The organism is Streptomyces sp. Q2 (assembly GCF_056820935.1).
In genome coordinates this window covers 16,233-37,307 of the sequence record NZ_JBXEJE010000015.1, presented here as the reverse complement: position 1 = coordinate 37,307, position 21,075 = coordinate 16,233, and the positions used below count along the sequence as shown (strand labels likewise).

The following is a 21,075-nucleotide window of genomic DNA, read 5'->3' as shown; positions in this document are numbered from 1 at the left end:
TTGCTTCCCGACTGCACCGGATCGGCTCACCTATTCGATGTCGGGAATATCGTCCCAATCTATCCCGGCGACGGTCGGCATTCCCGTAGGGACATCCAGAGCGCACTCGGCCCAGATCACCTTGCCGCCGTCGGTGTAGCGGGTGCCCCAGGCCTGAGCGAGCTGGGCGACGAGGAACAGGCCGCGGCCGCCCTCGTCGGTGGAGGCCGCGTGACGTAGCCGGGGGGCGGTGCTGCTGGTGTCCGAGACCTCGAAGATGAGGGCGCGGCCGTGGATCACGCGTACCTGCAGGGGGCCGCCGGCGTGCCGGATGGCGTTGGTGACCAGCTCACTGAGCAGCAGCTCGGCGGAGAAGACGGCCTCGTCGAGCCCCCAGTCGGTGAGCCGGCGGGTGACGTCGGCGCGCATGCCCGAGACACGAGCCGGGTCGGCGGGGAGGTCCCAGGTGGCGATCCGGTCGGGGTCCATGGTCTCGGTACGGGCGACGAGCAGCGCGATGTCGTCGGCGGGATGGGCGGGCACCACGGCGTCCACCACCGCCTGGCAGGTGTCCTCGGGCGAGGGGCCCGACCCGGCGAGGGCCTCACGCAGTTGGTCCAGGGCCGTGTCGATGTCGCGGTGGCGGTCCTCGATGAGTCCGTCGGTGTAGAGGACGAGCCGGCTGCCTTCGGGAACGTGGATCTCGGCGGTCTCGAAGGGCAGGCCGCCCAGTCCGAGGGGTGGTCCGGCGGGCAGGTCGGGAAAGGTCACCGTGCCGTCGGGATGGACCAGCGCCGGTGGGGGGTGGCCGGCGCGTGCCAGGGTGCACAGCTGCGAGGTGGGGTCGTAGATGGCGTACAGGCAGGTGGCGCCGATGATGCCGGTGCCGTCGGTGCCCGGGTCCTCGCCGCCTTCGTCCCGGTCCAGGCGGGCGACGAGGTTGTCGAGCTGGGTGAGGACCTCGTCGGGCGCCAGGTCCAGTTCCGCGAAGTTGCGGGCGGCGATGCGCAGCCGGCCCATGGTGACGGCGGCGTGCAGGCCGTGGCCGACGACGTCGCCGACGACAAGGGCGACGCGGGTGCCGGAGAGGGGGATGACGTCGAACCAGTCGCCGCCCACTCCGGACTCGGCGGGCAGATAGCGATGGGCGACCTCCACGGCGTCCTGCTCGGGCAGGCGCTGCGGAAGCAGGCTGCGCTGCAGGGCCAGGACCATGCTGTGTTCGCGGGTGTAGCGGCGGGCGTTGTCGATGCAGACGGCGGCCCGGGTGGCGAGTTCCTGGGCCAGCGAACGGTCGTCGTCCCCGAAGGGGGCGCGCTCTCGCGTGCGGTAGAAGCTGACGATGCCCAGGACGACGCCGCGGGCGAGCAGCGGGGCGCTGATGAGGGAGCGCAGGCCGTACGCGAGAAGGCTTCCGGTGTGCTCGGGGCCCTGGGAGAACCGGCCGGCGGTGACCCTCAGGTCGGGTTCCAGCACGGCCTGTCCCTCGGCCAGGCAGCGGAGCTGGGGAGTGGCGGGACGCAGGTGGATCCGCTCGCCGAGTGCCTGGAAGGGGCCGTCTTCGCGGATGCCGTGGATCACCCGGCGGTGCAGGTCGGTGCGGGGATCGGCGGACTCCTCGCCTTTCAGTACCGCCTCGGGCAGGTCGATGGTGACGAAGTCGGCCAGCCGTGGCACGGCCATCTCGGCGAGTTCGCGGGCGGTGCGGGGCACGTCCAGCGTGGTGCCGATGCGGGCGCTGGCCTCGGACAGCAGCTCCAGGCGCCGCCGTGCCGCGACGGCGTGCATGCCCACTCCCGGCTCGCCCAGCAGCACCAGCCGTCCGTCGGCCGTGCCGAAGGAGCCGCCGTCGATGCCGGCCGGCGCGGTGGCCGGCTCGGTGCCTGGCTCGGTGACCGGCTCGGCCGTGTGGGCGGGCGTGGACCCCGCCCGCGTCCCGGTCTCTACGTGGAGGGTCCGGGAGGGCCTTGGGTGGGCAGGGCGTCCGGTCGGCAGGACGGCAGGTACGACGGCCTCCTGTGCCGTGGGGCCGAGCTGCGCACCCGGGTGCGTGAGTACGGCGGGCCGTGGTTCCGCTGAGTCGTCGGTGAGAACCGCCTCGACGGCGACGCCTTCCACACCGGAGGCGCTCGTCACGACACGGCTCAGCAGGATGACCCGGCGGCCGTTGGAGAGGGACACCTCGACGCCGGCCCGCTGGGCCGAGGCGATCAGCTCGGCGGCCTTCTCCGTGAGGATCCTCTGATCACGTCGGCTGAGCCCGCTGTGGACCAGCTCGTCCACCGGGATCAGGTGCCCGTTCCCGCCCGTCGCGTCGGCCCGCACCCGGCGCCTGGCGTCGAGATACGCGCTCAGCAGTCCGCGCTCTCGCGCCGAGTTCTCCGCCAGGAGGCGCCGTTCGATGGCGCCTGCCGCCTCGCGTATCACGGTGTCCATCGCGGGATCCACGTCGGTACGCGGACATCCGAGGGAGAGGATGCCCTCGACACCTCCGCTGAGCAGGTCACGCACGGGGATCGCCGAACAGGCGTTGGACTGTGAGCGCTCCGCGAAGTGCTCGGCGCCGTAGACCTGGCACAGCCGTCGTTCCGCGAGCGCGATGCCGATGCCGTTGGTGCCGGCGACCTCCTCGGCGAACACGAACCCCGGCACGCTCTGGATGGGGGCGAGTTGCCGGGCCATGGACGCCATGCCGAAGCGCCGCTGCAGCACCGTCCCCGTGGCGTCGGCCAGAGCCACGTTCATGCGGCGGCCCGCGAACCTGGACTGCAGCCAGTCGAGCACCGGCCTGGCCGCGTGCACGAGCCGGCTGTCCAGATCGACGTCCTCGCGGTAGGGGAGCTCGACCTGGTCCGGCGAGAGCCCGAGCAGCACGGAGCGCTGCCAGGAACTCAGGATCAGGTCCCGCACGCCTCCCTCGACCAGGCCGCCTTCCAGAAACCGCTCACGGGCACGTGAGGGACCGATGGAATCCCCCACAAACCCCATGCGGATCACTTCCCTCATCGGACCGTCGTCGGCTGCCGCCCGGTCGCTCACCGTTCGAGAAGCCGCCCACTCTCATGTAGATATTAGAACTTTGTCCAGGGGTGAGCTTGTTCCGCCAAATTCAGGAAAAAAATACCATAGGAGTGCCTACCGCATGGACCGCGCCGCCGCGACGCTGAAAAGCTCCAGGCGGACCCCCACCCGGGTCAGCCCGGAGGTCGCCGCGCGGAAGTCCTTGATGTGCGCCGTGGTGAAGTGCTCGTCCAGAGCCTGCTGGGACACCCAGCGCTCGTAGACCCGGATCCGGCGTTCGTCGCAGGGGTCCGCGGCCATGGCGTAGTCCAGACAGCCGGGCTCCTCCTCGCGGGTGCGCTTGCCGACCTCGACGAGGTGCCCGAGCATCGTGTCGCGATCCGCGGGCTCGTAGTCCATCCAGCCGGCGACGATGATCTCCGCCGCGACGTCCGCTGCGTCTTCCTCTGCCACGGTGGTCCTTTCCACGGTCGTGCCCGTGGGCCCGTCGCCCTCTGTCAGGAAGGAACGACGGGCCCGCGGGCCGTTCAGATGGCGAGTGCCGCCGGGACGCTGTCCACGGTGACCGTGCCCTTGGTGCCGTCGACCGTGATCACCATGCCGTCCCGCAGTCGCTGCGTACCGCCTTCGACGGAGATGACGGCCGGAATGCCGAGCTCGCGGCAGACCACGACGGCGTGGCTGTTGAGCGCGCCCACATCCACGACGGCCGCTCCGGCGACCAGGAACAGCGGGGTCCAGGCGGCGTCCGTGATCGGCGCCACCAGGACCTCGCCCGGCTCCAGCGCCTCGCACGAGGCCGGGTCGGAGATCACTCGCACCCTGCCGGTGTAGGTGCCCTGGCTGCCGCCGACGCCCGTCAGGACATCCCCGGCGGTGGCGGTCGCGAGGCCCTCGTCGCTGCGCCGCGGCCAGCCGTCGATCTCGGTCTGCGCGTCCTGGGCGATGAAGAACGGCGGTTCCAGCTCGCGCAGGCGTGCGTACTCCTGAAGCCGCTGGGCGATGACAGGGCCGAAGCTGCCCGGGTGGGCGACATAGTCGTCGAGCTCGGTCTCGAGCAGCATCATGACGTCCTCGGGTTCGGCGAAGAGCCCCGCCTCGACCCCGCGGCCGCCCAACTCCCTTATCGCCATGCGGATTTCGTTGATGACGGTCACACAGTTCGCCTTGGTCCGCTCGCGTGCCGGGATCCACACCTGGGAGGCGTGCATTCCGGCGTCGAACATCGGCTGTACGTCCTCGGGGAGGGCCGCACGGATCTCCGCCGCGAGCTGTTCGCGGCGCTTCGTCAGCCTGCGGTGACGCGCCGCCGGGGAGTCGTCGTCGGAGCTGTGCCGGATACGGTCGACCAGAGCCAGCGCCTGGACCGGCGCCGTCTCCCAGGACAGCGCGTGGATGTCCCACTCGTTGGGGCCGCGGTCGCCGGACTCGGTCAGGAACTCGTCGAAGGAGTCCCGGAACGCCTTGACGTCTCCCGTCGCCCCTTCGAGGGCCTGTTCCACCGCGGCCGGGCCCCGGTCGAACAGAGCCGTCAGCTCCACCGAGGCCGCCACCTGGCGCGACAGCGTCCACAGGCCGGTCGACGGTGAGGCGGAGTCCACGTCGCCCAGCCCGCCGATGAGGTCGAGCATCGCGCCGGGACGGTCGATGCTCGCGCACAGCGGGCCGAGGATCGCCGGTCCGACGGAAGCGGGCAGCGAGGACTCGACATGCCGTTGGAAGGTCGTCTCCACCTCGTCCAGCAGCGAGCGGGCGTACTCCACCAACTCGGCGTCGGACAGGAGCGTCAGATCGGGTCGCTCGCGCCGGATCCGGCGCAGCCGCTCATGGTCGGCGTCGCCCTCCGGGTACCCGGTCTGGCCGAGCATCCCCTGCAGCGTCGCTGTGGCCTTGGCCGTCAGTTCCGCGTCCTGGTCGTCAGGGTGCGGCACGTACAGCGGGGTGTCGGAGCGCTGGCCCACGAAGGCGGCGTCGATCTGGTCGGCGGTCTGCCCCATGCGGATGCCGAACAGCCGCAGATGCGACAGGTTGAGGTAGAAGTAACCGCCGAAGATTCCGGCGAACGGAGGGCAAGGGCCCGCGATCTCGTCCCCTCGGTAGACGCCGAACTCGACGAAGCCGCGGCTCCAGCCCTGCAGGCCGCGCCCCCAGACCAGCGTCCAGCCCAGCGGGCTGGCCGGATCCGGCAGGGTCTCGCCCGCGTTGGCCCGGGTGTAGTGGGGCAGCCGCTCGCTGCGCTGCCAGTCGGTGATCCAGTGCTTCATGGCGACGGGGCTCCCGTCGTCCGTTCCGGCGCTCACCACTGCGCCGTTCCGCCGTCGACGCTGATCAGCGTGCCCGTGATGCCCGCGCCGGCGTCGCTCGCGAGCAGCGAGGCGAGACCCGCGATCTGTTCCACGGTGGTGATCTTCTTGGTGGCGGCGTGCTCGGCGAACCGGCCCAGCCACTCCTCGTACGAGATGCCCTCGGCCTCGGCCGCGGCCGGACCGGCGGCGCGCATCAGGTCGGTGTCGACGGCGCCGGGGCAGATCGCGTTGCAGGTGATGCCCATGGTTCCGTACTCGAAGGCGGTCGCCTTCGTCAGACCGTGGATGGCGTGCTTGTTGGTGATGTAGTGGCTGATCGCGGGCTTGTTGGCCTGCTTGCCCTCGACCGAGGAGATGTTGATGACCCGGCCCCAGCCGCCCTCCAGCATGGGCTTCAGCGCACGGCGGGTGCCGTAGAAGTAGGCGTTGAGGTTGAGGTCGAGGGCCTTGTGCCACGCCTCGTCGCTCAGCTCGTGGACCGGGGCGAACCCCTCGGTGCCGCCGACGTTGTTGACCAGGATGTCCAGTCGGCCGAATCGCTCGACCGTCCAGTCGACCAGTGCCTCGATGTCAGCCTGGCGGCTCGAGTCACAGGTGTGGAAGACGGCCTTGTCACCGGCCTGGAGTTCCTCCAGCGCCTGCTTGCCCTTGATCTCGGATCGTCCGCTGAGCACGACCGTCGCCCCGTCGGCCAGGAATGCCTCGGCGATGGCGCGGCCGATACTGCGCGTGCTGCCCGTGATCACCGCGACACGTCCGTCGAGGCTGCCCGTAGCCACCATGCTGTTCTCCTGCGGTTTCTGAGGGTTCGTCATCTGGACGCTTCGTCCAGGAGGCGGTGGATGGTGCGGTGGAAGTGCTGGAGTCCGGGTTCGTTGCGTCCGAAGACGAAGTCGGTCCCTGCGAGGGCCTTCAGCCCTCGCTGTACTCCGTAGGTGGTCGCGTAGTCCTCGTCGCGGACCACCTCGTAGAACCATTCGCCGAACTGGTCGGCGGCGTGGCGCTCCTCCTCGGTGACGGCCGGCTCGCGCAGCAGGATGATCTGCTGGGTCACCGATTCGGTGGCCGTACGGGGGATCACGATGGAGACGGCGATCTTGTTGCGCCAGGTGCCGGCGATGGCCAGGCCGGGGAAGAGCCAGTAGATGGCTCCGACCACGTCGCCCGGGTCGCGCTTGTCCGGCGGCAGGTCCACCATGTCGGCGATGGGCCGCAGGGCCGCCGCGAGGCGCTGGTGAGGGCCCCAGGTGTCGTGGGCCATCATGTTGGAGAAGTTCGTCTCGAAGACCGTCTTCGTGTGCAGCGAGGCGAAGTGGTAGGTCTCCAGGTACCCGTCGAGCGTGACCTTCCAGTTCGGGCTGGTCAGTTCCCGGGTAGCGTAGTGGTGGCAGTCCGCGAAGCGGAGCCCCTCCAGGAGCGGCTGCAGATCGCCCAGCCAGGCGTCCAGGTCGTGCTCGGCGGAAGGATCGAGCGATACGAAGACGATGCCGGCGCGCTCACCCGCGGGAAGCGTCACCAGGCTGCGCTTCTCGCGCGGTACGTCGCCGAAGGTCTTCTCGGCGTACACGCCGCGCAGCTCGCCCGACAGGTCGTACGACCAGGCGTGGTAGGGGCAGGTGATCCGCTTCGCCACGCCGCAGCCCGGCTCCACGAGCTCGGCGCCACGGTGCCGGCAGGCGTTGATCATCGCGTGGACGACGCCCTTGCGGTCCCGGGTGATCAGGATCGGGACGCCGAGGACGTCCAGAGCCTTGTAGGTGCCGGGGCCGGGAAGCTCGCACGACATGGCGAGGGGGAGCGGAACGCTCCGGTGGACGGCGTCCATCTCCCGCAGCCAGCGGTCGACGTCGAGGTAGTTGTCGACGGGTTCCGTCCACTGCTCCTCGGCCTCATGAGTCGTGTTGTTGCGGTAGTGCTCGACGACCCGCTCGGCGAGGTCGGCCGCATCCTGCCGCATCGCCACGCCTGCGGCGTCGGTGGAGCGGTCCTGGCCGATCCATGAGTGGTATTCCGGGGCGGGGGGCGGCAAGGGACGCTCGTCGCCTGCCGCCCGGGTCTCCGGTGAATTGATCTGGACCACGGTGTCCTCAATCCTCCCAGCCGCGAGCTGGTGAAGGGTTCTGGTGCTACAGCTCCGCTGCGACCGCCACAACAACAGGAGTTAGTGTTGTGTGTCAATAGAAAGTGCCGAAGTGGGCCGTGCGGCATTCCGCAGGTCATGTCGGCTTTCTCTGGCGAGGGTAACCCCGGCTCAACTCGATCTTTCTAGGGATCGGCTCCAGCTGGCGGGCGGGGGCGGATGGCGACTCGGCGGAATGAGGGATCCAGTGCCCGACGAGATGGCCGGTCCGGACCGGGCGCCCCTGGGGGCGGTGATGACCCAGCCCTTCGAGGTCGGTGTCGTGGTGCGCGACCTGGAGATGATGGAGCGCTTCTATGGCGAGGTGCTCGGCTGCTTCCCGGTGCACCGTTCGCACATCCCGCTGGCGATCGGCGGCCCGGCGGGACTGGGCGGGCCCCTGCTGGTCGTCTGGCTTCAGGTGCCGTCGGGGGGCCGGATCAAGCTGATAGGACCTCGGGTGGATCCGGATCGGGGTGTGGGTGCGGTTGCGGCGCCGTCGGTCGTACCGCTGGCCGCACGCTGCGGCTTGTCCTATGTCACCTTCCATTTCGACGACATCGCGCCGGTCCTCGCCGCACTGCCGTCCGCCGGTGCCCGGCCGCTGTCGTCCCCGGTCGTCGTGGTGGCGCGGGACCGGCGGATCAGCTTCTGGGCGGATCCGGAGGGCAATGTCGTCGAGCTGGTGGACCGGCGCGGCGGCGACCAGGAGGCCGGTCGAGTCCAGCCCATAGTAATTAGAGAACCTCTTCAGTAAGGTGCCCGAAGCTGGTTACTGTAGACCGGCACAACAAAGTCCGATTGCGTGACACACCTCGCTCGGGGCGAAGGGGCGGACGATGGCTCAAAGGGCATCGAAGAAGTCGGCCGATCCGGTCGCGAACCAGGCATCGGCGCAGGTAGTCAGGGATCTGCACGAGCGCATGGTGCGCATCCGCCTGTTCGAGACCGAGGCGGGAAAACTCATGGAAGCCGGCAAGCTGCCAGGCTTCCTGCACCTCTACGTCGGTCAGGAGGCGGTCGCCGCGGGCGTGATGGCGGCCCTCCGTGACGACGACCAGATCACCTCCACGCACCGGGGCCACGGCCATGCCGTGGCCAAGGGCGTCAGCTTCAAGCACATGTACTCCGAGCTGTACGGCCGCGTCACCGGCGCCTGCCTCGGCCGCGGCGGAAGCATGCACATCAACGACGTCACCCTCGGCATGCTCGGCGCCAACGGCATCGTCGGCGCCGGCGTCCCGATCGCCGTCGGCGCCGCCTTCGCCGCCCAGTACCGGGGCGAGGACAACATCGCCGTCACCTTCTTCGGAGACGGCGCCACCAACATCGGCAGTTTCCACGAGGGCGCCAACATGGCGGCCATCCTGCGCCTGCCGGTCCTGTTCATCTGCGAGAACAACGGCTACGCCGAGTTCACCCCGCAGTCCAAGCACATGCTGATCACCGACGTCGCCGACCGGGCCGCGTCCTACGGCATGCCGAGCGTGATCGTCGACGGCATGGACGCGCTCGCCGTCCACCAGGCCACCCTCGACGCCGTCGCACGCGCCCGGGCCGGTGAGGGCCCCATGTTCATCGAGGCCAAGACCTACCGCTACTACGACCACCAGGGCGTCAAGGGGCTGCGTCACCCCTACCGCTCGGACGCCGAGGTCGAGGAGTGGAAGGCCCGCGACGCGATCGACCTGCTGGAGGCCCGTGCCCTGGCCGACGGCACCGCCACCCGCGCCGAGCTGGACGACACCTGGCAGCGCACCCGCGACGAGATCGCCGAGGCCATCGCGTACGCCGAGGCCAGCCCGCTGCCCGACACCGCCGACCTGCTCCTCAACGTCTACTCGGGATGACCGCCATGACCACCATCACCGAAGCGCCGGCCCTTGCCCCGGACGGCACGGGCCGCAAGCTCACCTACGTCAAGGCGTTCAACGAGGGCCTGGCGCAGGTCATGCGCGAGGACGAGAACGTCTTCGTCGCCGGAGAGGACGTCGCCGGGTACGGCGGGGTCTTCCGCATGTTCGACAACCTGCTCGACGAGTTCGGCCCCCGCCGCATGATCGACACCCCGATCTCCGAGGCCGCGCTCGTCGGCCTGGGCGTGGGCGCCGCCGCCCGGGGACTGCGCCCCGTCGTCGACCTGATGTTCATGGACTTCATCGGCGTCTGCCTGGACCAGATCGTCAACCAGGCCGCCAAGATGAAGTACATGTTCGGCGGTTCCGTGTCGGTGCCGCTCACCATCACCACCGCCTCCGGCGCGGGCCTCGGCGCCGCCGCCCAGCACAGCCAGAGCCTGGAGGCCTGGCTCTGCCACGTGCCCGGCCTCAAGGTCGTGATGCCGTCCGACGCGTACACCGCCAAGGGCCTGACCGTCTCCGCGATCCGCGACAACAACCCGGTCGTCGTCATGCTCAACAAGGTCCTGCTCGGCAGCAAGAGCGAGGTGCCCGAGGAGATCTACGGCATCCCGCTCGGCCAGGCCCACACCGCGCGGCGGGGCTCCGACGTCACCGTCATCGCCCTGGGCCGCATGGTGGGCGAGGCCCTCGCGGCGGCCGGGGAACTGGCCGCCGAAGGCATCGAGGTCGAGGTCATCGACCCGCGCACCGTGCAGCCCCTGGACACCGAGACCATGATCGCCTCCGTGCGCCGCACCAACCGGGTCCTCGTGGTCCACGAGGCCGTGACCTTCGGCGGGCTCGGCGGCGAGATCGCCGCCCAGATCCAGGACGCGGCCTTCGACTACCTGGACGCTCCCGTTCTGCGCATCGGCGCCCCCTTCTCCCCGGTGCCGTTCTCCCCGGTGCTGGAGAAGGCCTATGTGCCCGACCAGGCCCGCATCGTGCGGGGCTGCCGTCGCCTCCTCGAAAGGTCGTGACCGAATGGCGGTCGAGGTTCTGCTGCCGAAGATCGGCCTGACCATGCAGGAAGGCACGATCGACGAGTGGCTCGTGCCGACCGGCGGTGCCGTCGCCGAGGGCGACGCACTGCTGCGGCTGGCGACCGACAAGGTCGACGTGGATGTCGAGGCGGAGGCCGCGGGCCTGTTCCATCCCGTGGCCCAGGCCGGAGCGACTCTTCCGGCGGGGGCGCTCATCGGCTGGCTGCTGGCCGAAGGCGAGCAGCTGCCGGGGGCGGGGGACACGGCCGCGCCCACCGGGTCTGTGGCTTCCGGGACGGACGCGGTGCCGGACGTCCAGGGCGTTCCCTTCGTGGCGCCGTCGCTCAATGGCACTGCGGCACCCGGCGGCGCCGTCGCCCTCAACGGCTCGGGTGGCCGGCTCCTGGCCTCGCCGAACGCCCGCCGAGTGGCGGCCGAGACCGGCGTCGACCTCACCGCCGTACGCGGCACCGGGCCCGGCGGCCGCATCGTCTCCGAGGACGTGGAGGAGTACCTGCTCGCCTCGGCGGCGCAGCCGCCCACGGTCCTGCCGGCGGGCCCGGTCACACCCACCTCCCCCCTGGTCCGCCGTCTGGCGAAGGAGCGGGGCATCGACCTCGCGGACGTACGTCCCACGGGTGCGGGCGGGCGGATCCGACGGGCCGACCTCGACGCCGCCACCCCGGCGGCCGCACCCGCACCGGCCCCCGCGACGGCCCGCAAGGCCACCGCGTCACCACAGCCCGGGGACGTCATCCCGCTCACCGGGATGCGCGGCACCATCGCCCGCCGGATGCACGCCAGCCTCCAGGAGATGGCACAGCTGACGCACGGCTACGAGGTGCGGATGGACGCGGTCGTGGCCCTGCGGACCCAGCTGAAGCAGGAGTGGGCCGACAGCGACCTGCCGGTGCCCAGCCTGGGCGACTTCCTGATGAAGGCCGCCGCACTGGCCCTGCGCGAACACCCGCTGCTCAACGCAGGGGTGCGCGAGGACGGCGTGCACCTGTACGAAGGCATCCACCTCGGATTCGCCGTCGCGGTGCCGAACGGCCTGCTCGTGCCGGTGATCGAGGACGCGGCCGAGCTGCCGCTGCCCGAAATGGCCCGTAGGTCCAGGGAGCTGGCGGAGAACGCCCGATCCGGGCGGATCTCCCCGGCGCTGCTGGAAGGCGCCACGTTCACCGTCACCTCGCTGGGCGGGTACGGCGTCGACTTCTTCACCCCGGTGATCAACCCCGGCAACGTCGCGATTCTCGGCGTGGGCAGGCTCAGGGACGGCGTCGAGTGGGTGGACGAACAACCGCGGCGGACCCAGGTGCTCACCCTGAGTCTCACCTTCGACCACCGCGCCGTGGACGGGGCGCCGGCGGCCGAGTACCTGCGCACGGTCGGTGAGCTGCTGCGCAAACCGCTGAGGCTTCTGGTCTGACCACCCCCGGCCCCGCGCCCGCCGACCGTTTCCACCCATCCGGTCGGCGGGCGCGGCTCATTACCCGGGTCCGTCGCTCGTGCTTCGCCGCTCGGGCCCGCTACTCGGCCGCCGGGTCGGCGATCCGCTCGGCGAGCCGGCCGACCTCGCTGAGGAAGGAACGGTGCCCGAGAGAGCGGTAGACGTCGTCCCCCCGGACCTGCGAGACGGCCGCGGTTTCGACCAGCGCCAGCACCCCCAGGCCGGTCACCGCCGCCTCCGCGTCGGTGACCGGTGCACGGCCCTTGCGGATCAGCCCCACCAGTACGTCCAGCAACTGCGTCCGGACCTCGTGCCGTAGCGCCTCCGCCTCCTGGCTCATCCCGGCCGAGGACACGAAGAAGACGGTGGCGGCGGACCGGTGCTCGCCCAGCCAGACCACCAGCGAGGTGACGGTGGGGCCGATGTCCGAGCCGGGCTCGTGCGCCTCGGTGAGCGTCTCCAACTGCTCGCGCAGCGCGGCGGCGAACACCCGCATACCTTCCACCAGGACCTGGTCCTTGGAGGAGAAGTGGTAGTACACCGCGGCCGACGTCATCTCGGCCCGAGCCGCGATGTCCGCCACGGTCACCTCGTCCGGAGGCTGGGTGGCGAACAGCTCCGTGGCTGCCTCGATCACCCACTGCCTGCGCGAAGGGCGGTGAGCTGCGCGGGTTCCGGATGTAGTCATGGTGTCAAGTATGCCGTGACCTTGGTCTTCCAGAGCCACGCGGGTACCAGGGATTACGGGCTCGACCTGCGGGAGTAACTGGATAACATGGTCAGTACGCCGGGGCCCACAGGATCCGGTCGCGGCAACCGCCAGGGAGCATGATGGCCACCACGAACGGCAAGCAGCCCGCCCACCGACCTTCGCGACGTCAGCACATCATCAGCGCCGCCGTCCGGGTGTTCGGCCGCAACGGCTTCGCGGAGACCAGTGTGCAGGACATCGCGGACGAGGCCCAGGTGGTGCCCACGGCCGTCTACTACCACTTCGCCGGCAAGGAGGAACTGCTCGAACTCTCCATGCGGCGGGTCTTCGACCAGCTGAACACCGTCGTGGAGAGGGCCCGGCCGGACACCGAGCCGGGTGACGCCGAGGGCCTGATCCGCACCATCGACGCCGTGTGGGACTGGGTGGAGAAGAACCCGGACGAGGCCCGGCTCTACCAGGTCCAGATCGCCTCCGCCAACGGCACCATCAAGCTCCTGCGCGACGAGTTCGAGCAGCGGCACATCCAGCGTGCGTACGACTATCTGCCCGAGAGCACCGCCCGAAGCCCCCGAGCGGCCAAGGCGCGGCACGCCTCGCAGGCGCTCGCGGTCCGCACGTTCATCAGTACGACCATCCTGGTGACCGCGTTGCGCGCCGAGGGCGGACCGCTGTCCCGGATGCCGTCCCAGTCCGTCCAGGAGGCGGTCAGGTCTCTCGCGCTGCGCATCGTGGCCGCCGACCAGAAGACCGAGTCCGCGGCCACGTCCGCCTGAGCGCTCCGCTGGAAGGGCAGTGATGAACGCGCGGCCGGTGAGGGCTGGGCGCGCGGTTCCTGGCGCCCCTCAGGGGCGCGGCTGGCACCGGACTTCGCCGAGGCGCTCAGGACCCGTCCGGCAACAGCCCGCTCACCAGGGCAGCGGTCGGCGCTCGGCGAACAGCCCGCCCGTCGTCTGATCACCTTCCGGCAGAGTCGCCAGCCAGACGGGCGTGTCCGCGCCCTCCTCCGGCCCGCGCGGGGCGGCCGGGCCGCCCATGGCGCTGCGGGTCCAGCCGGGGTCGGCCGCGTTGACCAGGACTCCCGTGCCGGCCAACTCGCCCGCGAGCATCCGGGTCAGGGCGTTGAGCGCGGTCTTGGAGACGCGGTAGGCCGGGCGCCGGCCGGAGTCCATCAGCGCCAGCGAACCGTACGAGCTGGTGAGGTTGACCACCCGCCCGTAGCCGGCCCGCACCATGCCCGGCACGACGGCCTCGGCCACGCGCCAGGCACCCACGAGGTTGATGTCCAGGGTGGAGCGCAGGACGTCCTCGTCGAGGTACGGCGGCCGCAGGTCGCCGTCCAGGGACACCCCGGCGTTGTTCACCAGGACGTCGATCCCGCCCCCGCCGCCGAGCAGTTCCCCGGCCTCGCGCACCGCTTCGGTGACGCTCGGCGCGGAACCCACGTCCAGGGCGAGTGGCAGCGCCGCCGGGCCGATGGACCGGCACACCTCCTCGGCCGCCTCCCGCTTCCGCGCCCCGACCAGGACCCGCAGCCCCCGGTCCGCGAGCTGCCGGCAGATCTCCGCGCCGATCCCGCGCGCCCCGCCGGTGACCAGGGCGGTTCTGGGCTCGCTCATGACAGTTCTCCTCGGTTGGGCGCAGCCGCGCCGTTCAGACCGTCAGCACCGCGCACGCGCTGATCCCGGGCGCCCCGTACACATGGGTGAAGCCCACCCGGGGGCCGCCCGGCACCTGTACGCCCGGCGCGCGGCCCTGCAACTGCCGTACGACCTCATGGAACTGGCGCAGCCCGGAGGCGCCGACCGGTTCGCCGCCCGCCAGGCACCCGCCGTCGGTGTTGACGGGGATCCGGCCGGTGGGGTCGGTGTCTCCCGCGGCCAGCAGTCGCTCCTGCTCGCCGTGCTCGCACAGCCCGGTCTCCGCCAGGTGGATCAGCTCCGAGCCGCTGTCGGTGTCCTGCAACTGGGCCACCTGCACATCGGCGGGCCGCAGACCGGCACCCTGGAACACCGCCTGGGCCGCGTCGACGCTCGGGCTGCGGTGCGGTCCCGGCGGCAGCCAGGGCGAGAACACCTCGAACGAGCCGAACCGCCTGGTCCGGAAGGCCAACGAGGCCAGTTTCACCGGCTGTTCGCACAGGTCGAAGGCGCGGTCGCCGCGCGCAAGGACCAGCGCGGCCGCGCCCTGACCCGGGGAGCAGAACATGTACTGGGTGAGCGGCGGGCTCACCTCGGCGGAGAGGAGGATCTCCTCCTCCGTGAGCTCCTTGCGCCGCCAGGCCAGGGGGTGACGGGAGCCGTTGCGGAAGGCACGCGCGGCCACCATCGCCAGCGCCCGCTCCGGAATGCCGTACTCGTGGAGATAGCGCTGCGTCTTGAGGGCGAAGAACTGGGTCGTCAGCATCATCCCGGTCTCCGCGTACCAGTCGGCGAGACCGTAACGGGCCGCCGACACATGGAACGCGCCCCGCTCGTGCTTGTCGAACCCCACGGCCAGCCCCAGCGACGCCTCGCCCGCCCGCAGCGCGTTGGCCACCGCCAGCACCGTCGAGGCGCCGGTCGCGCAGCCGTTCTGCACATTGACGAACGGCACACCGGTCAGCCCCAGTCGGCCCACCAGTGTGTCGGGCTTGCCGGACACGTCGGAGCCGCCCGCCGCGTACCCGATGTCCTCCCAGCCGACACCGGCGTCTGCCAGCGCCTCGCGCACCGCACGTACCGCCATGTCCATCCCGCTGACGGACTCGTCGCGACCGAAGGGATGCATCCCGCAACCGACCACATAGACGTCGTCGTCCCGGCTCATCGCTGTCCTCCCGGTCGCACATCCGGGCGGAACGCGAATGTCAGCACGTCGGTGCCGTCCTCGTCCTGGTACGCGGGCACCGTGGTGAGCCGGACCGGAAGCCCGATCCGTACCTCCGGGCGGGACACCTCCAGCCGCGCCTCGACCAGCACCTCACCGAGGTCCACATAGCCGACGTGATACGGCTCGTAGTCACCGGCCGGCTGCCGGAACGGCGGCTTGGGCGGGAACGCCTGCAGCGTCCACGACCACACCCGTCCCCTCGTCGGCAGGGGATGCGCGGACATGGTCCCGTCCGAGCACCTGGGGCAGGAGTCCTGCCGGGGAAAGACGACGGTGCCGCATCCGGAGCAGCGTGCCCCCACGAGGCGCGGGGGATCGGCACCCTCGAAGAGGCCTTCGTCGATGAGTCTGGTGGTCATGCGGACGTCCTGTCCCAGCCCAGCAGTGCGGCGAGCCGTTCCCGGTGGTGCGTGGTGCCGCCCAGCAGTACGGCGTCGGACTGCGCGCGCCGGAAGTACAGGTGCGCGTCGTGCTCCCAGGTGAAGCCCATGCCGCCGTGCAGCTGGACGCACTCCGCCGCGACGAACGTGAAGGCCTCGCCGCACCAGGACTGCGCCACCGCCGCGGCCTCCGCGAGCGCTTCCGGGGACGAGCCCGCCGCACGGACCGCCCGAACCACTGAGGACCGCGCGGACTCCACCTGGAGCAGCATGTCCGCGCAGGTGTGCTTGACGGCCTGGAAGCTGCCGAGTGCCCTGCCGAACTGGGTGCGGTCCCGCACATGGGCCACGGTCATGTCCAACGCGGCCTGTGCTCCGCCGAGTTGTTCGGCGGCCAGCGCTACCAGGGCGGTGTCCAGGGCGCGGGTGACGACCTCCGTCCCCTCGCCCCCGGCGGTCAGCGCACGTGCCCGGGCACCGGAGAAGGTGACCACCGCCTGGCCGCGGCTCAGGTCCAGGGTGGGCACCCGGCGGACGGTCACGCCCGGCTCGCGCGGGTCGGCGAGGAACAGGTCCACGCCGTCGGGACCGGCGGCCGCGACCACCAGTGCCTCGGCGTCGGCCCCGGACAGGACGAACGGCGCGGTGCCGTCCAGCACCGCGACGCCGCCCCGCCAGGTGACCCCCACCGGTACGGCGCCCGGCCGCCAGACACCGTCGGGAGCGGCCACCGCGAGTGCGTGCACGCGGCCTTCGGCCAGTTCCGTCAGTGGCTGGGCGGCGGTACCGCAGCCGGCCAGTACCTGCCCGGCCAGCACGGTGGAGGACAGCAACGGCACCGGCGCCAGCGTCCTGCCGAGTTCCTCGCAGACCACGGCGATCTCCGCCAGGCCGCCGATGCCGCCCACGTCCTCCGGCAGGCCGAGGGCCGCCAGGCCCACCTGCCGGCCGAGGGTGTCCCACAGGCCGGCGTCGATGCCGGGGGAGTGCTCGTCGAGCGAGCGCACCGCGGCGATGCCGCCCGCGTCCGCGCACACCGACCGCACGGTCTCGCGCAGATCCTCCAGTTCGGACTCGGAGGCCTCGGTCACTTCGCCGGCGGGGCCGGTCACAGTGGTCATGTCGCTGTCCTGTTCCGCTCGCTCCCACTCCCGCGCAGCACGCTGTGCGCCGCCGCCATACGGGCGACCGGCACGCGGTGCGCGGAGCAGGAGACGTAGTCGAGTCCCAGGTCGTCGCAGAACGCGATCGACTCGGGGTCCCCGCCGTGCTCACCGCACACGCCGAGCTTGATGTCCGGCCGTACGCTCCTCGCCCGCTCCACGGCCAGGGCGATCAGCGCGCCGACGCCGTGCGGGTCGAGCCGGGCGAACGGGCTGGCGGTGAGGAACCCGCGTTCCTGGTACGAGGCGAGCACCTGGCGCTCCACGTCGTCCCGGGAGAAGCCGTAGGTGAGCTGGGTGAGGTCGTTCGTGCCGAAGGAGAAGAACTCGGCGTGCTCGGCGAGTTCCGCGGCCATCAGAGCGGCCCGCGGCGTCTCGATCATCGTGCCCAGCCGGTACGGCACCTCCACGCCGGTGCGGGCGGCCACCGTGGCGGCGGCCTCGCGCACGAAGGCGGCCGCGGCCTGAAGCTCCTCCTCCATGCTGACCAGCGGGATCATCACCTCCAGCTGGGGCCGGACGCCGGTCGCGGCGACATCGGCCCACGCCGAGAAGAGGGCTTCGGCCTGCGCCGGGTACAGCCGTTCGTGCAGCAGTGCCAGACGTACGCCGCGCAGCCCGAGCATGGGGTTGGCCTCGCGCAGTGACGCGGCCCGCTGCTCGGCCCCCGTGTCCCCGGCGGCCTCGGCCTCTCCCGGAGCGGGCAGGAACTCGTGCAGCGGCGCGTCCAGCAGGCGCACGGTGACCGGGCGGTCGCCGACCGCGGCGAGCAGCGCCTTGAAGTCCTCGTGCTGTGCGTGTTCCAGGGCGATCAGTGCTGCGTCGCGGGCCGCCGGGTCGGCGGCCAGGATGACGCTGCGGATCAGCGGCAGCCGCTCGCCGAGGAACTGGTGCTCGGTGCGGCACAGGCCCACACCCTCCGCGCCGAGGGCGACGGCGGTGGTCACCTCCGCCGCGGTGTCGGCGTTGACCCGTACTCCGAGGCGGCGCACGTCGTCGGCCCACTCCAGCAGGGTGGACAGCTCCGGTGGCGGTCCGGCGACGCTGATGCTCAGCGTTCCGGCGTAGACGGCACCGGTGCGGCCGTCGAGCGACACCGGGTCGCCCTCGCGCAGCACCCGGTCCCCGATCCGTACCGTGCCCGCCGCCCGGTCCACCCGCAGTCCCTCGGCACCGCACACCGCCGGCTTCCCGGCGCCGCGTGCCACCACGGCCGCGTGCGAGGCGATGCCTCCGCTGCCGGTGAGCACCGCGGCGGCGGCCAGCATCCCGGGGACGTCGGCCGGTGAGGTCTCGTGCATCACCAGGACGGCGTGCGTGTCCTCGGCGGCCAGCTCCAGGGCGCGTTCGCCGGAGAGCACGACGACGCCGGTCGCGGCTCCGGGGGACGCGGGCAGTCCGCGGACCAGGAGGTCTTCGTCGCCGGTCAGCTTCAGTTGCGGGTGCAGCAGTTCCTGCACCTGCGCGGGGCTGATCCGGCGTACCGCGTCCTCTTTCTCCAGTGCCCCGTCCCGGGCCAGGTCGGCCGCGAGGCACACCGAGGCGCGCAGCGGCGGACGGCTCTGCACGGAGGCGGCGAGCAGGGAGATCTCGCCGTCGCGGACCTCGAAGTCGACGGAGACCGGTGCGTGCAGATGGCGCTCGAGGGTGAGCAGCGAATGTTCGAGGAGGGTCGTGCCCGCCGTCAGTTTCCTGAGCGGTTCGCCGGTGTGCGGGGGCGGCGCGCTGCGGCGTACGCCCCGGAAGAACGAGCCCTCCGCCGAGAAGCGGCCGGTCTCGGGGTGGCGGCTGACCGCCGTGCCGTAGCCGGAGCGGTCCGAGGGACCGACGCGCAGCGCCTGTACGTGCAGGGCGATGCCCAGGTCGGCGGGGAGCTTTTGAGCCTTGCGGGACCTTCTGGCGCGCGGTGAGTCCCAGCGGGCCAGGACCGCCCGGGCGGCCAGGGCGAGCTGCTCGGCCGGGTCGTCGGGGAAGGGCCGCTCGGCGTGCCGTGCGACCAGGGACAGCAGTGCCTCGACCCGGGCGCGGGGCTCGGGGGCGTCGAGGAGCGCGTCGTCCAGTACGGCGGCCGGTATGTCGAGGGCGTACTCCGCGATCATGCGGACCGTGGCCGCCCACACCTCGTGGAGTCCGTCCGCGCGGCCGATGACGGTGCACAGGTCCCCGGCGTTGTCCGGGGTGGCGCCGAGACAGGCGAGGTCGGGCGGCAGCCCGGCGACCTCGCCGGGAGCGCTCGCCGACAGCCGCAGCAGCAGCGGGCGGGCGGCGTCGCCGACCCGGCGTCCCGACAGCTGCTCGACGAGTTCGACGGCCGCCCGTGCGGTGCCGGGCTCGCCCAGCGCCCGCGCGGAGCCCGCGGGCACGGTCAGCCCCGGGACCACCGGCAGCCCGAGGGCCACCAGCCGGTCCATCGCGATGCCGTGCGCGCCCAGCTCATCGGCGTCCAGCCCGCGGATCCTTCCCTGGCCGTACGGCACCAGGGTGAGACCGGGGGCCTGGGGCTGGGCCTGCGTGACAGTGCCCGCCGGTCGGTCGGTGACGCTCAACCTCGGCTCCTTCGGACCAGCTTTTCCTCGAGTGCCTCGTCGTCGGCCCGGCTGATTCCCAGGACCAGCAGCAGTTCCTGGTGCAGCCGCATCCACACGGTGTGGTACGAGTCGCACAGCGGGGAGGCCAGCCACTGGGCGCCGCCGTCGTCGAACCGGTCGAGCGCCTCCTCCAGGCCGGTGAGGTACCGTCCGCTGCCCGCGAGCAACCGCTCCAGTCGGCGCAGCACCGGCTGGATGGCCTCGTGCACGTCCTCCAGCATCTCGCGCACCTCGGCGTCGTAGGCGCTGTCGTTGTGGTCGTTGACGCTGCCGTCCGGGCGGCACTGCCAGGCCGTGCAGACCTCGCGCACCTTCCGGTTGACCGGCAGGAACGCCTCGTAGACCGCGTTGATCGGGTCCTGCAGTTCCGAGCCCGCCGGGATCCGCAGCATCTTGGCCGCGGCGTTCTTGGCGTACTCCGTGGGCAGCACCATCGGGCCCTTCACCATGGCGAGCCCGGCGTCTACCAGGGGGCGGTACCGGTCCTCCGGCACACCGCGCCACATCCCGCGCAGGACGAGGTCGATGACGGCGTCCGTGAGGGACTTGTCGAGCGTGTCTGTCCGCTCCGCGGCAGCAGAATGCATCTCCACACCTTCTTGTGGGGCGCGGGCTCAAGCCGCGCGGCGACAGTTGCCGGCTCGCAGGGACTGCGATGGGTGGGCGTCGCAGGGGACTGCGATCTGTGTTGCCCGGAGGTTACGCCCGAGCGGCCCTGTTAGTGAAGAGGTACTCAAGAAACACTTTGCGACTTGTCGGGGGTCGACCGTGCGGAAGGTGCCCTGTTGCGGGACCGGGCGGCGAGGAACGACTCCATGGCGGCCTGGGCCTCCGCCCCGCCCGCCAGAGCGGCGATCGAGCGCGCCTCCTCGGCGAGGTGCTTCTCCAGCGGCGCCTCGGTGCCCGTCCGCAGCAGCTCCTTCGCGGCCCGCAGCGCGGCACCGGAGCCGGCGGCCAGCTCGGCTGCGGTCCGGTACGCCGTGTCGTCGAGCTCGGCATCCTCCACGAGCCGGGACACCAGCCCCCACCGCTCGGCGTCCTCGCCGGTCAGGACCCGGTTGGTGAGGATCAGGTCCGCCGCCCGCCGAGGTCCCAGCAGTCGCTGGAGGATCCATGAGGCGCCGCAGTCCGGGGTGAGTCCGATCGCCGTGTACGCCAGCCGGAAGCGCGCCGACCGGGCCGCCACCACGAGGTCGCCCGCCAGGGCCAAACCGATTCCGCCGCCCGCGGCCGCGCCGCGCACGGCGGTCACCATGGGTACGGGCAGCTCGTGCAGGGCCCGTACGGCCTCGTGCGCGGCGGAGGCGACAGCGTGCACGTAGGAGGCCGTGTCCGCCGCTCGCCCGGCGAAGGCGCGCAGGTCACCGCCCACGCAGAAGTTCCCGCCCGTCGCCCGCAGCAGGACCGCGCCGCCGGGGTCCTCGGTGACGTCGGCGGTCGCGTCGCGCAAGGCCTCTGCGGTGGTGAGATCCAGGGCGTTTCCGCGTCCGGCGTCGTCCAGCAGCAGCTCGACGACTCCCTCGGAGTGGCGGACGACCCGGACCGGCTGGGTGCTCATCGGAGGTCTTCTCCCGTCATCGGGACCTGCTTGAGAATGGC

The 21,075-nt window shown here is 71.6% G+C and carries 18 protein-coding genes; 5 read left to right on the top strand and 13 right to left on the bottom strand.

The genetic code is table 11. The features are described from left to right. Positions 1–30: 30 nt before the first annotated feature. From ACWBNA_RS17915 to ACWBNA_RS17895, 5 genes are all read right to left on the bottom strand, one after another. Complete coding sequence (locus tag ACWBNA_RS17915; protein ID WP_482705351.1) at positions 31–2,967, bottom strand: SpoIIE family protein phosphatase; 2,937 nt, start codon at positions 2,965–2,967, stop codon at positions 31–33. Between the two features lie 147 nt (positions 2,968–3,114). Next, complete coding sequence (locus ACWBNA_RS17910) at positions 3,115–3,453, bottom strand: putative quinol monooxygenase (RefSeq protein ID WP_482705350.1); 339 nt, start codon at positions 3,451–3,453, stop codon at positions 3,115–3,117. 74 nt (positions 3,454–3,527) lie between these two features. Then, on the bottom strand, positions 3,528–5,264 hold the full coding sequence (locus ACWBNA_RS17905; RefSeq protein WP_482705349.1) for a PEP-utilizing enzyme: 1,737 nt from the start codon (positions 5,262–5,264) through the stop codon (positions 3,528–3,530). Between the two features lie 32 nt (positions 5,265–5,296). Continuing rightward, positions 5,297–6,088, bottom strand: a complete 792-nt coding sequence (locus ACWBNA_RS17900) for an SDR family NAD(P)-dependent oxidoreductase (protein ID WP_482705348.1) — start codon at positions 6,086–6,088, stop codon at positions 5,297–5,299. A gap of 29 nt (positions 6,089–6,117) precedes the next feature. Further along, positions 6,118–7,386, bottom strand: coding sequence for an aromatic ring-hydroxylating oxygenase subunit alpha (locus ACWBNA_RS17895; RefSeq protein WP_482705347.1), 1,269 nt, complete (start codon positions 7,384–7,386; stop codon positions 6,118–6,120). A 247-nt stretch (positions 7,387–7,633) separates the two neighbouring features. On the opposite strand from ACWBNA_RS17895, the gene ACWBNA_RS17890 reads away from it, so the two are divergent. The 4 genes from ACWBNA_RS17890 to ACWBNA_RS17875 all read left to right on the top strand — a co-directional run bounded on the left by ACWBNA_RS17890 (position 7,634) and on the right by ACWBNA_RS17875 (position 11,741). Next, positions 7,634–8,182 carry a VOC family protein gene (locus ACWBNA_RS17890; protein WP_482705346.1) on the top strand — a complete coding sequence of 183 codons (549 nt, stop codon included), beginning with the start codon at positions 7,634–7,636 and terminating at the stop codon, positions 8,180–8,182. Positions 8,183–8,264: 82 nt separating this feature from the next. Further along, a complete protein-coding gene (locus tag ACWBNA_RS17885) occupies positions 8,265–9,275 on the top strand; it encodes a thiamine pyrophosphate-dependent dehydrogenase E1 component subunit alpha (RefSeq protein ID WP_482705345.1) in 1,011 nt (336 codons plus the stop codon). 5 nt (positions 9,276–9,280) lie between these two features. Further along, positions 9,281–10,306 carry an alpha-ketoacid dehydrogenase subunit beta gene (locus tag ACWBNA_RS17880; protein WP_482705344.1) on the top strand — a complete coding sequence of 342 codons (1,026 nt, stop codon included), beginning with the start codon at positions 9,281–9,283 and terminating at the stop codon, positions 10,304–10,306. A 4-nt stretch (positions 10,307–10,310) separates the two neighbouring features. Beyond that, positions 10,311–11,741 (top strand): 2-oxo acid dehydrogenase subunit E2, encoded by a 1,431-nt coding sequence (locus ACWBNA_RS17875; RefSeq protein ID WP_482705343.1) that lies wholly within the window; start codon positions 10,311–10,313, stop codon positions 11,739–11,741. A 100-nt stretch (positions 11,742–11,841) separates the two neighbouring features. Here the strand turns inward: ACWBNA_RS17875 and ACWBNA_RS17870 are convergent, their stop codons facing one another. Next, positions 11,842–12,450 carry a TetR/AcrR family transcriptional regulator gene (locus ACWBNA_RS17870; protein ID WP_482705342.1) on the bottom strand — a complete coding sequence of 203 codons (609 nt, stop codon included), beginning with the start codon at positions 12,448–12,450 and terminating at the stop codon, positions 11,842–11,844. Positions 12,451–12,590: 140 nt separating this feature from the next. On the opposite strand from ACWBNA_RS17870, the gene ACWBNA_RS17865 reads away from it, so the two are divergent. Continuing rightward, entirely contained in the window at positions 12,591–13,250 is a 660-nt protein-coding gene (locus ACWBNA_RS17865; RefSeq protein ID WP_482705341.1) for a TetR/AcrR family transcriptional regulator, read from the top strand. 132 nt (positions 13,251–13,382) lie between these two features. Here the strand turns inward: ACWBNA_RS17865 and ACWBNA_RS17860 are convergent, their stop codons facing one another. From ACWBNA_RS17860 to ACWBNA_RS17830, 7 genes are all read right to left on the bottom strand, one after another. Beyond that, the gene (locus ACWBNA_RS17860) at positions 13,383–14,093 is read right to left on the bottom strand and encodes an SDR family NAD(P)-dependent oxidoreductase (protein WP_482705340.1); all 711 of its coding nucleotides are present in this window, start codon (positions 14,091–14,093) and stop codon (positions 13,383–13,385) included. A gap of 34 nt (positions 14,094–14,127) precedes the next feature. Continuing rightward, positions 14,128–15,282: a thiolase family protein gene (locus ACWBNA_RS17855; RefSeq protein ID WP_482705339.1), complete on the bottom strand. Its 1,155-nt coding sequence runs from the start codon at positions 15,280–15,282 to the stop codon at positions 14,128–14,130. Further along, entirely contained in the window at positions 15,279–15,704 is a 426-nt protein-coding gene (locus ACWBNA_RS17850) for a Zn-ribbon domain-containing OB-fold protein (protein WP_482705338.1), read from the bottom strand. Before ACWBNA_RS17850 ends, ACWBNA_RS17855 begins: the two co-directional genes overlap by 4 nt. After that, positions 15,701–16,846 (bottom strand): acyl-CoA dehydrogenase family protein, encoded by a 1,146-nt coding sequence (locus ACWBNA_RS17845; protein ID WP_482705337.1) that lies wholly within the window; start codon positions 16,844–16,846, stop codon positions 15,701–15,703. The genes ACWBNA_RS17850 and ACWBNA_RS17845 overlap by 4 nt, the downstream gene beginning before the upstream one ends. Continuing rightward, on the bottom strand, positions 16,843–19,434 hold the full coding sequence (locus ACWBNA_RS17840; RefSeq protein ID WP_482705336.1) for a putative PEP-binding protein: 2,592 nt from the start codon (positions 19,432–19,434) through the stop codon (positions 16,843–16,845). Before ACWBNA_RS17840 ends, ACWBNA_RS17845 begins: the two co-directional genes overlap by 4 nt. Further along, positions 19,431–20,063, bottom strand: coding sequence for a hypothetical protein (locus tag ACWBNA_RS17835; protein ID WP_482705335.1), 633 nt, complete (start codon positions 20,061–20,063; stop codon positions 19,431–19,433). Before ACWBNA_RS17835 ends, ACWBNA_RS17840 begins: the two co-directional genes overlap by 4 nt. 146 nt (positions 20,064–20,209) lie before the next feature. Further along, positions 20,210–21,034: an enoyl-CoA hydratase/isomerase family protein gene (locus ACWBNA_RS17830; protein ID WP_482705334.1), complete on the bottom strand. Its 825-nt coding sequence runs from the start codon at positions 21,032–21,034 to the stop codon at positions 20,210–20,212. Positions 21,035–21,075 lie beyond the last annotated feature (41 nt).

Bases quoted from the DNA above. Each gene is read 5' to 3' on its own strand.
- ACWBNA_RS17830 (WP_482705334.1), bottom strand. From the start codon at position 21,034: ATGAGCACCCAGCCGGTCCGGGTCGTCCGCCACTCCGAGGGAGTCGTC.
- ACWBNA_RS17905 (WP_482705349.1), bottom strand. From the start codon at position 5,264: ATGAAGCACTGGATCACCGACTGGCAGCGCAGCGAGCGGCTGCCCCAC.
- ACWBNA_RS17860 (WP_482705340.1), bottom strand. From the start codon at position 14,093: ATGAGCGAGCCCAGAACCGCCCTGGTCACCGGCGGGGCGCGCGGGATC.
- ACWBNA_RS17880 (WP_482705344.1), top strand. From the start codon at position 9,281: ATGACCACCATCACCGAAGCGCCGGCCCTTGCCCCGGACGGCACGGGC.
- ACWBNA_RS17885 (WP_482705345.1), top strand. From the start codon at position 8,265: ATGGCTCAAAGGGCATCGAAGAAGTCGGCCGATCCGGTCGCGAACCAG.
- ACWBNA_RS17900 (WP_482705348.1), bottom strand. From the start codon at position 6,088: ATGGTGGCTACGGGCAGCCTCGACGGACGTGTCGCGGTGATCACGGGC.
- ACWBNA_RS17865 (WP_482705341.1), top strand. From the start codon at position 12,591: ATGATGGCCACCACGAACGGCAAGCAGCCCGCCCACCGACCTTCGCGA.
- ACWBNA_RS17875 (WP_482705343.1), top strand. From the start codon at position 10,311: ATGGCGGTCGAGGTTCTGCTGCCGAAGATCGGCCTGACCATGCAGGAA.
- ACWBNA_RS17850 (WP_482705338.1), bottom strand. From the start codon at position 15,704: ATGACCACCAGACTCATCGACGAAGGCCTCTTCGAGGGTGCCGATCCC.
- ACWBNA_RS17835 (WP_482705335.1), bottom strand. From the start codon at position 20,063: ATGCATTCTGCTGCCGCGGAGCGGACAGACACGCTCGACAAGTCCCTC.
- ACWBNA_RS17855 (WP_482705339.1), bottom strand. From the start codon at position 15,282: ATGAGCCGGGACGACGACGTCTATGTGGTCGGTTGCGGGATGCATCCC.
- ACWBNA_RS17845 (WP_482705337.1), bottom strand. From the start codon at position 16,846: ATGACCACTGTGACCGGCCCCGCCGGCGAAGTGACCGAGGCCTCCGAG.
- ACWBNA_RS17915 (WP_482705351.1), bottom strand. From the start codon at position 2,967: ATGGGGTTTGTGGGGGATTCCATCGGTCCCTCACGTGCCCGTGAGCGG.
- ACWBNA_RS17870 (WP_482705342.1), bottom strand. From the start codon at position 12,450: ATGACTACATCCGGAACCCGCGCAGCTCACCGCCCTTCGCGCAGGCAG.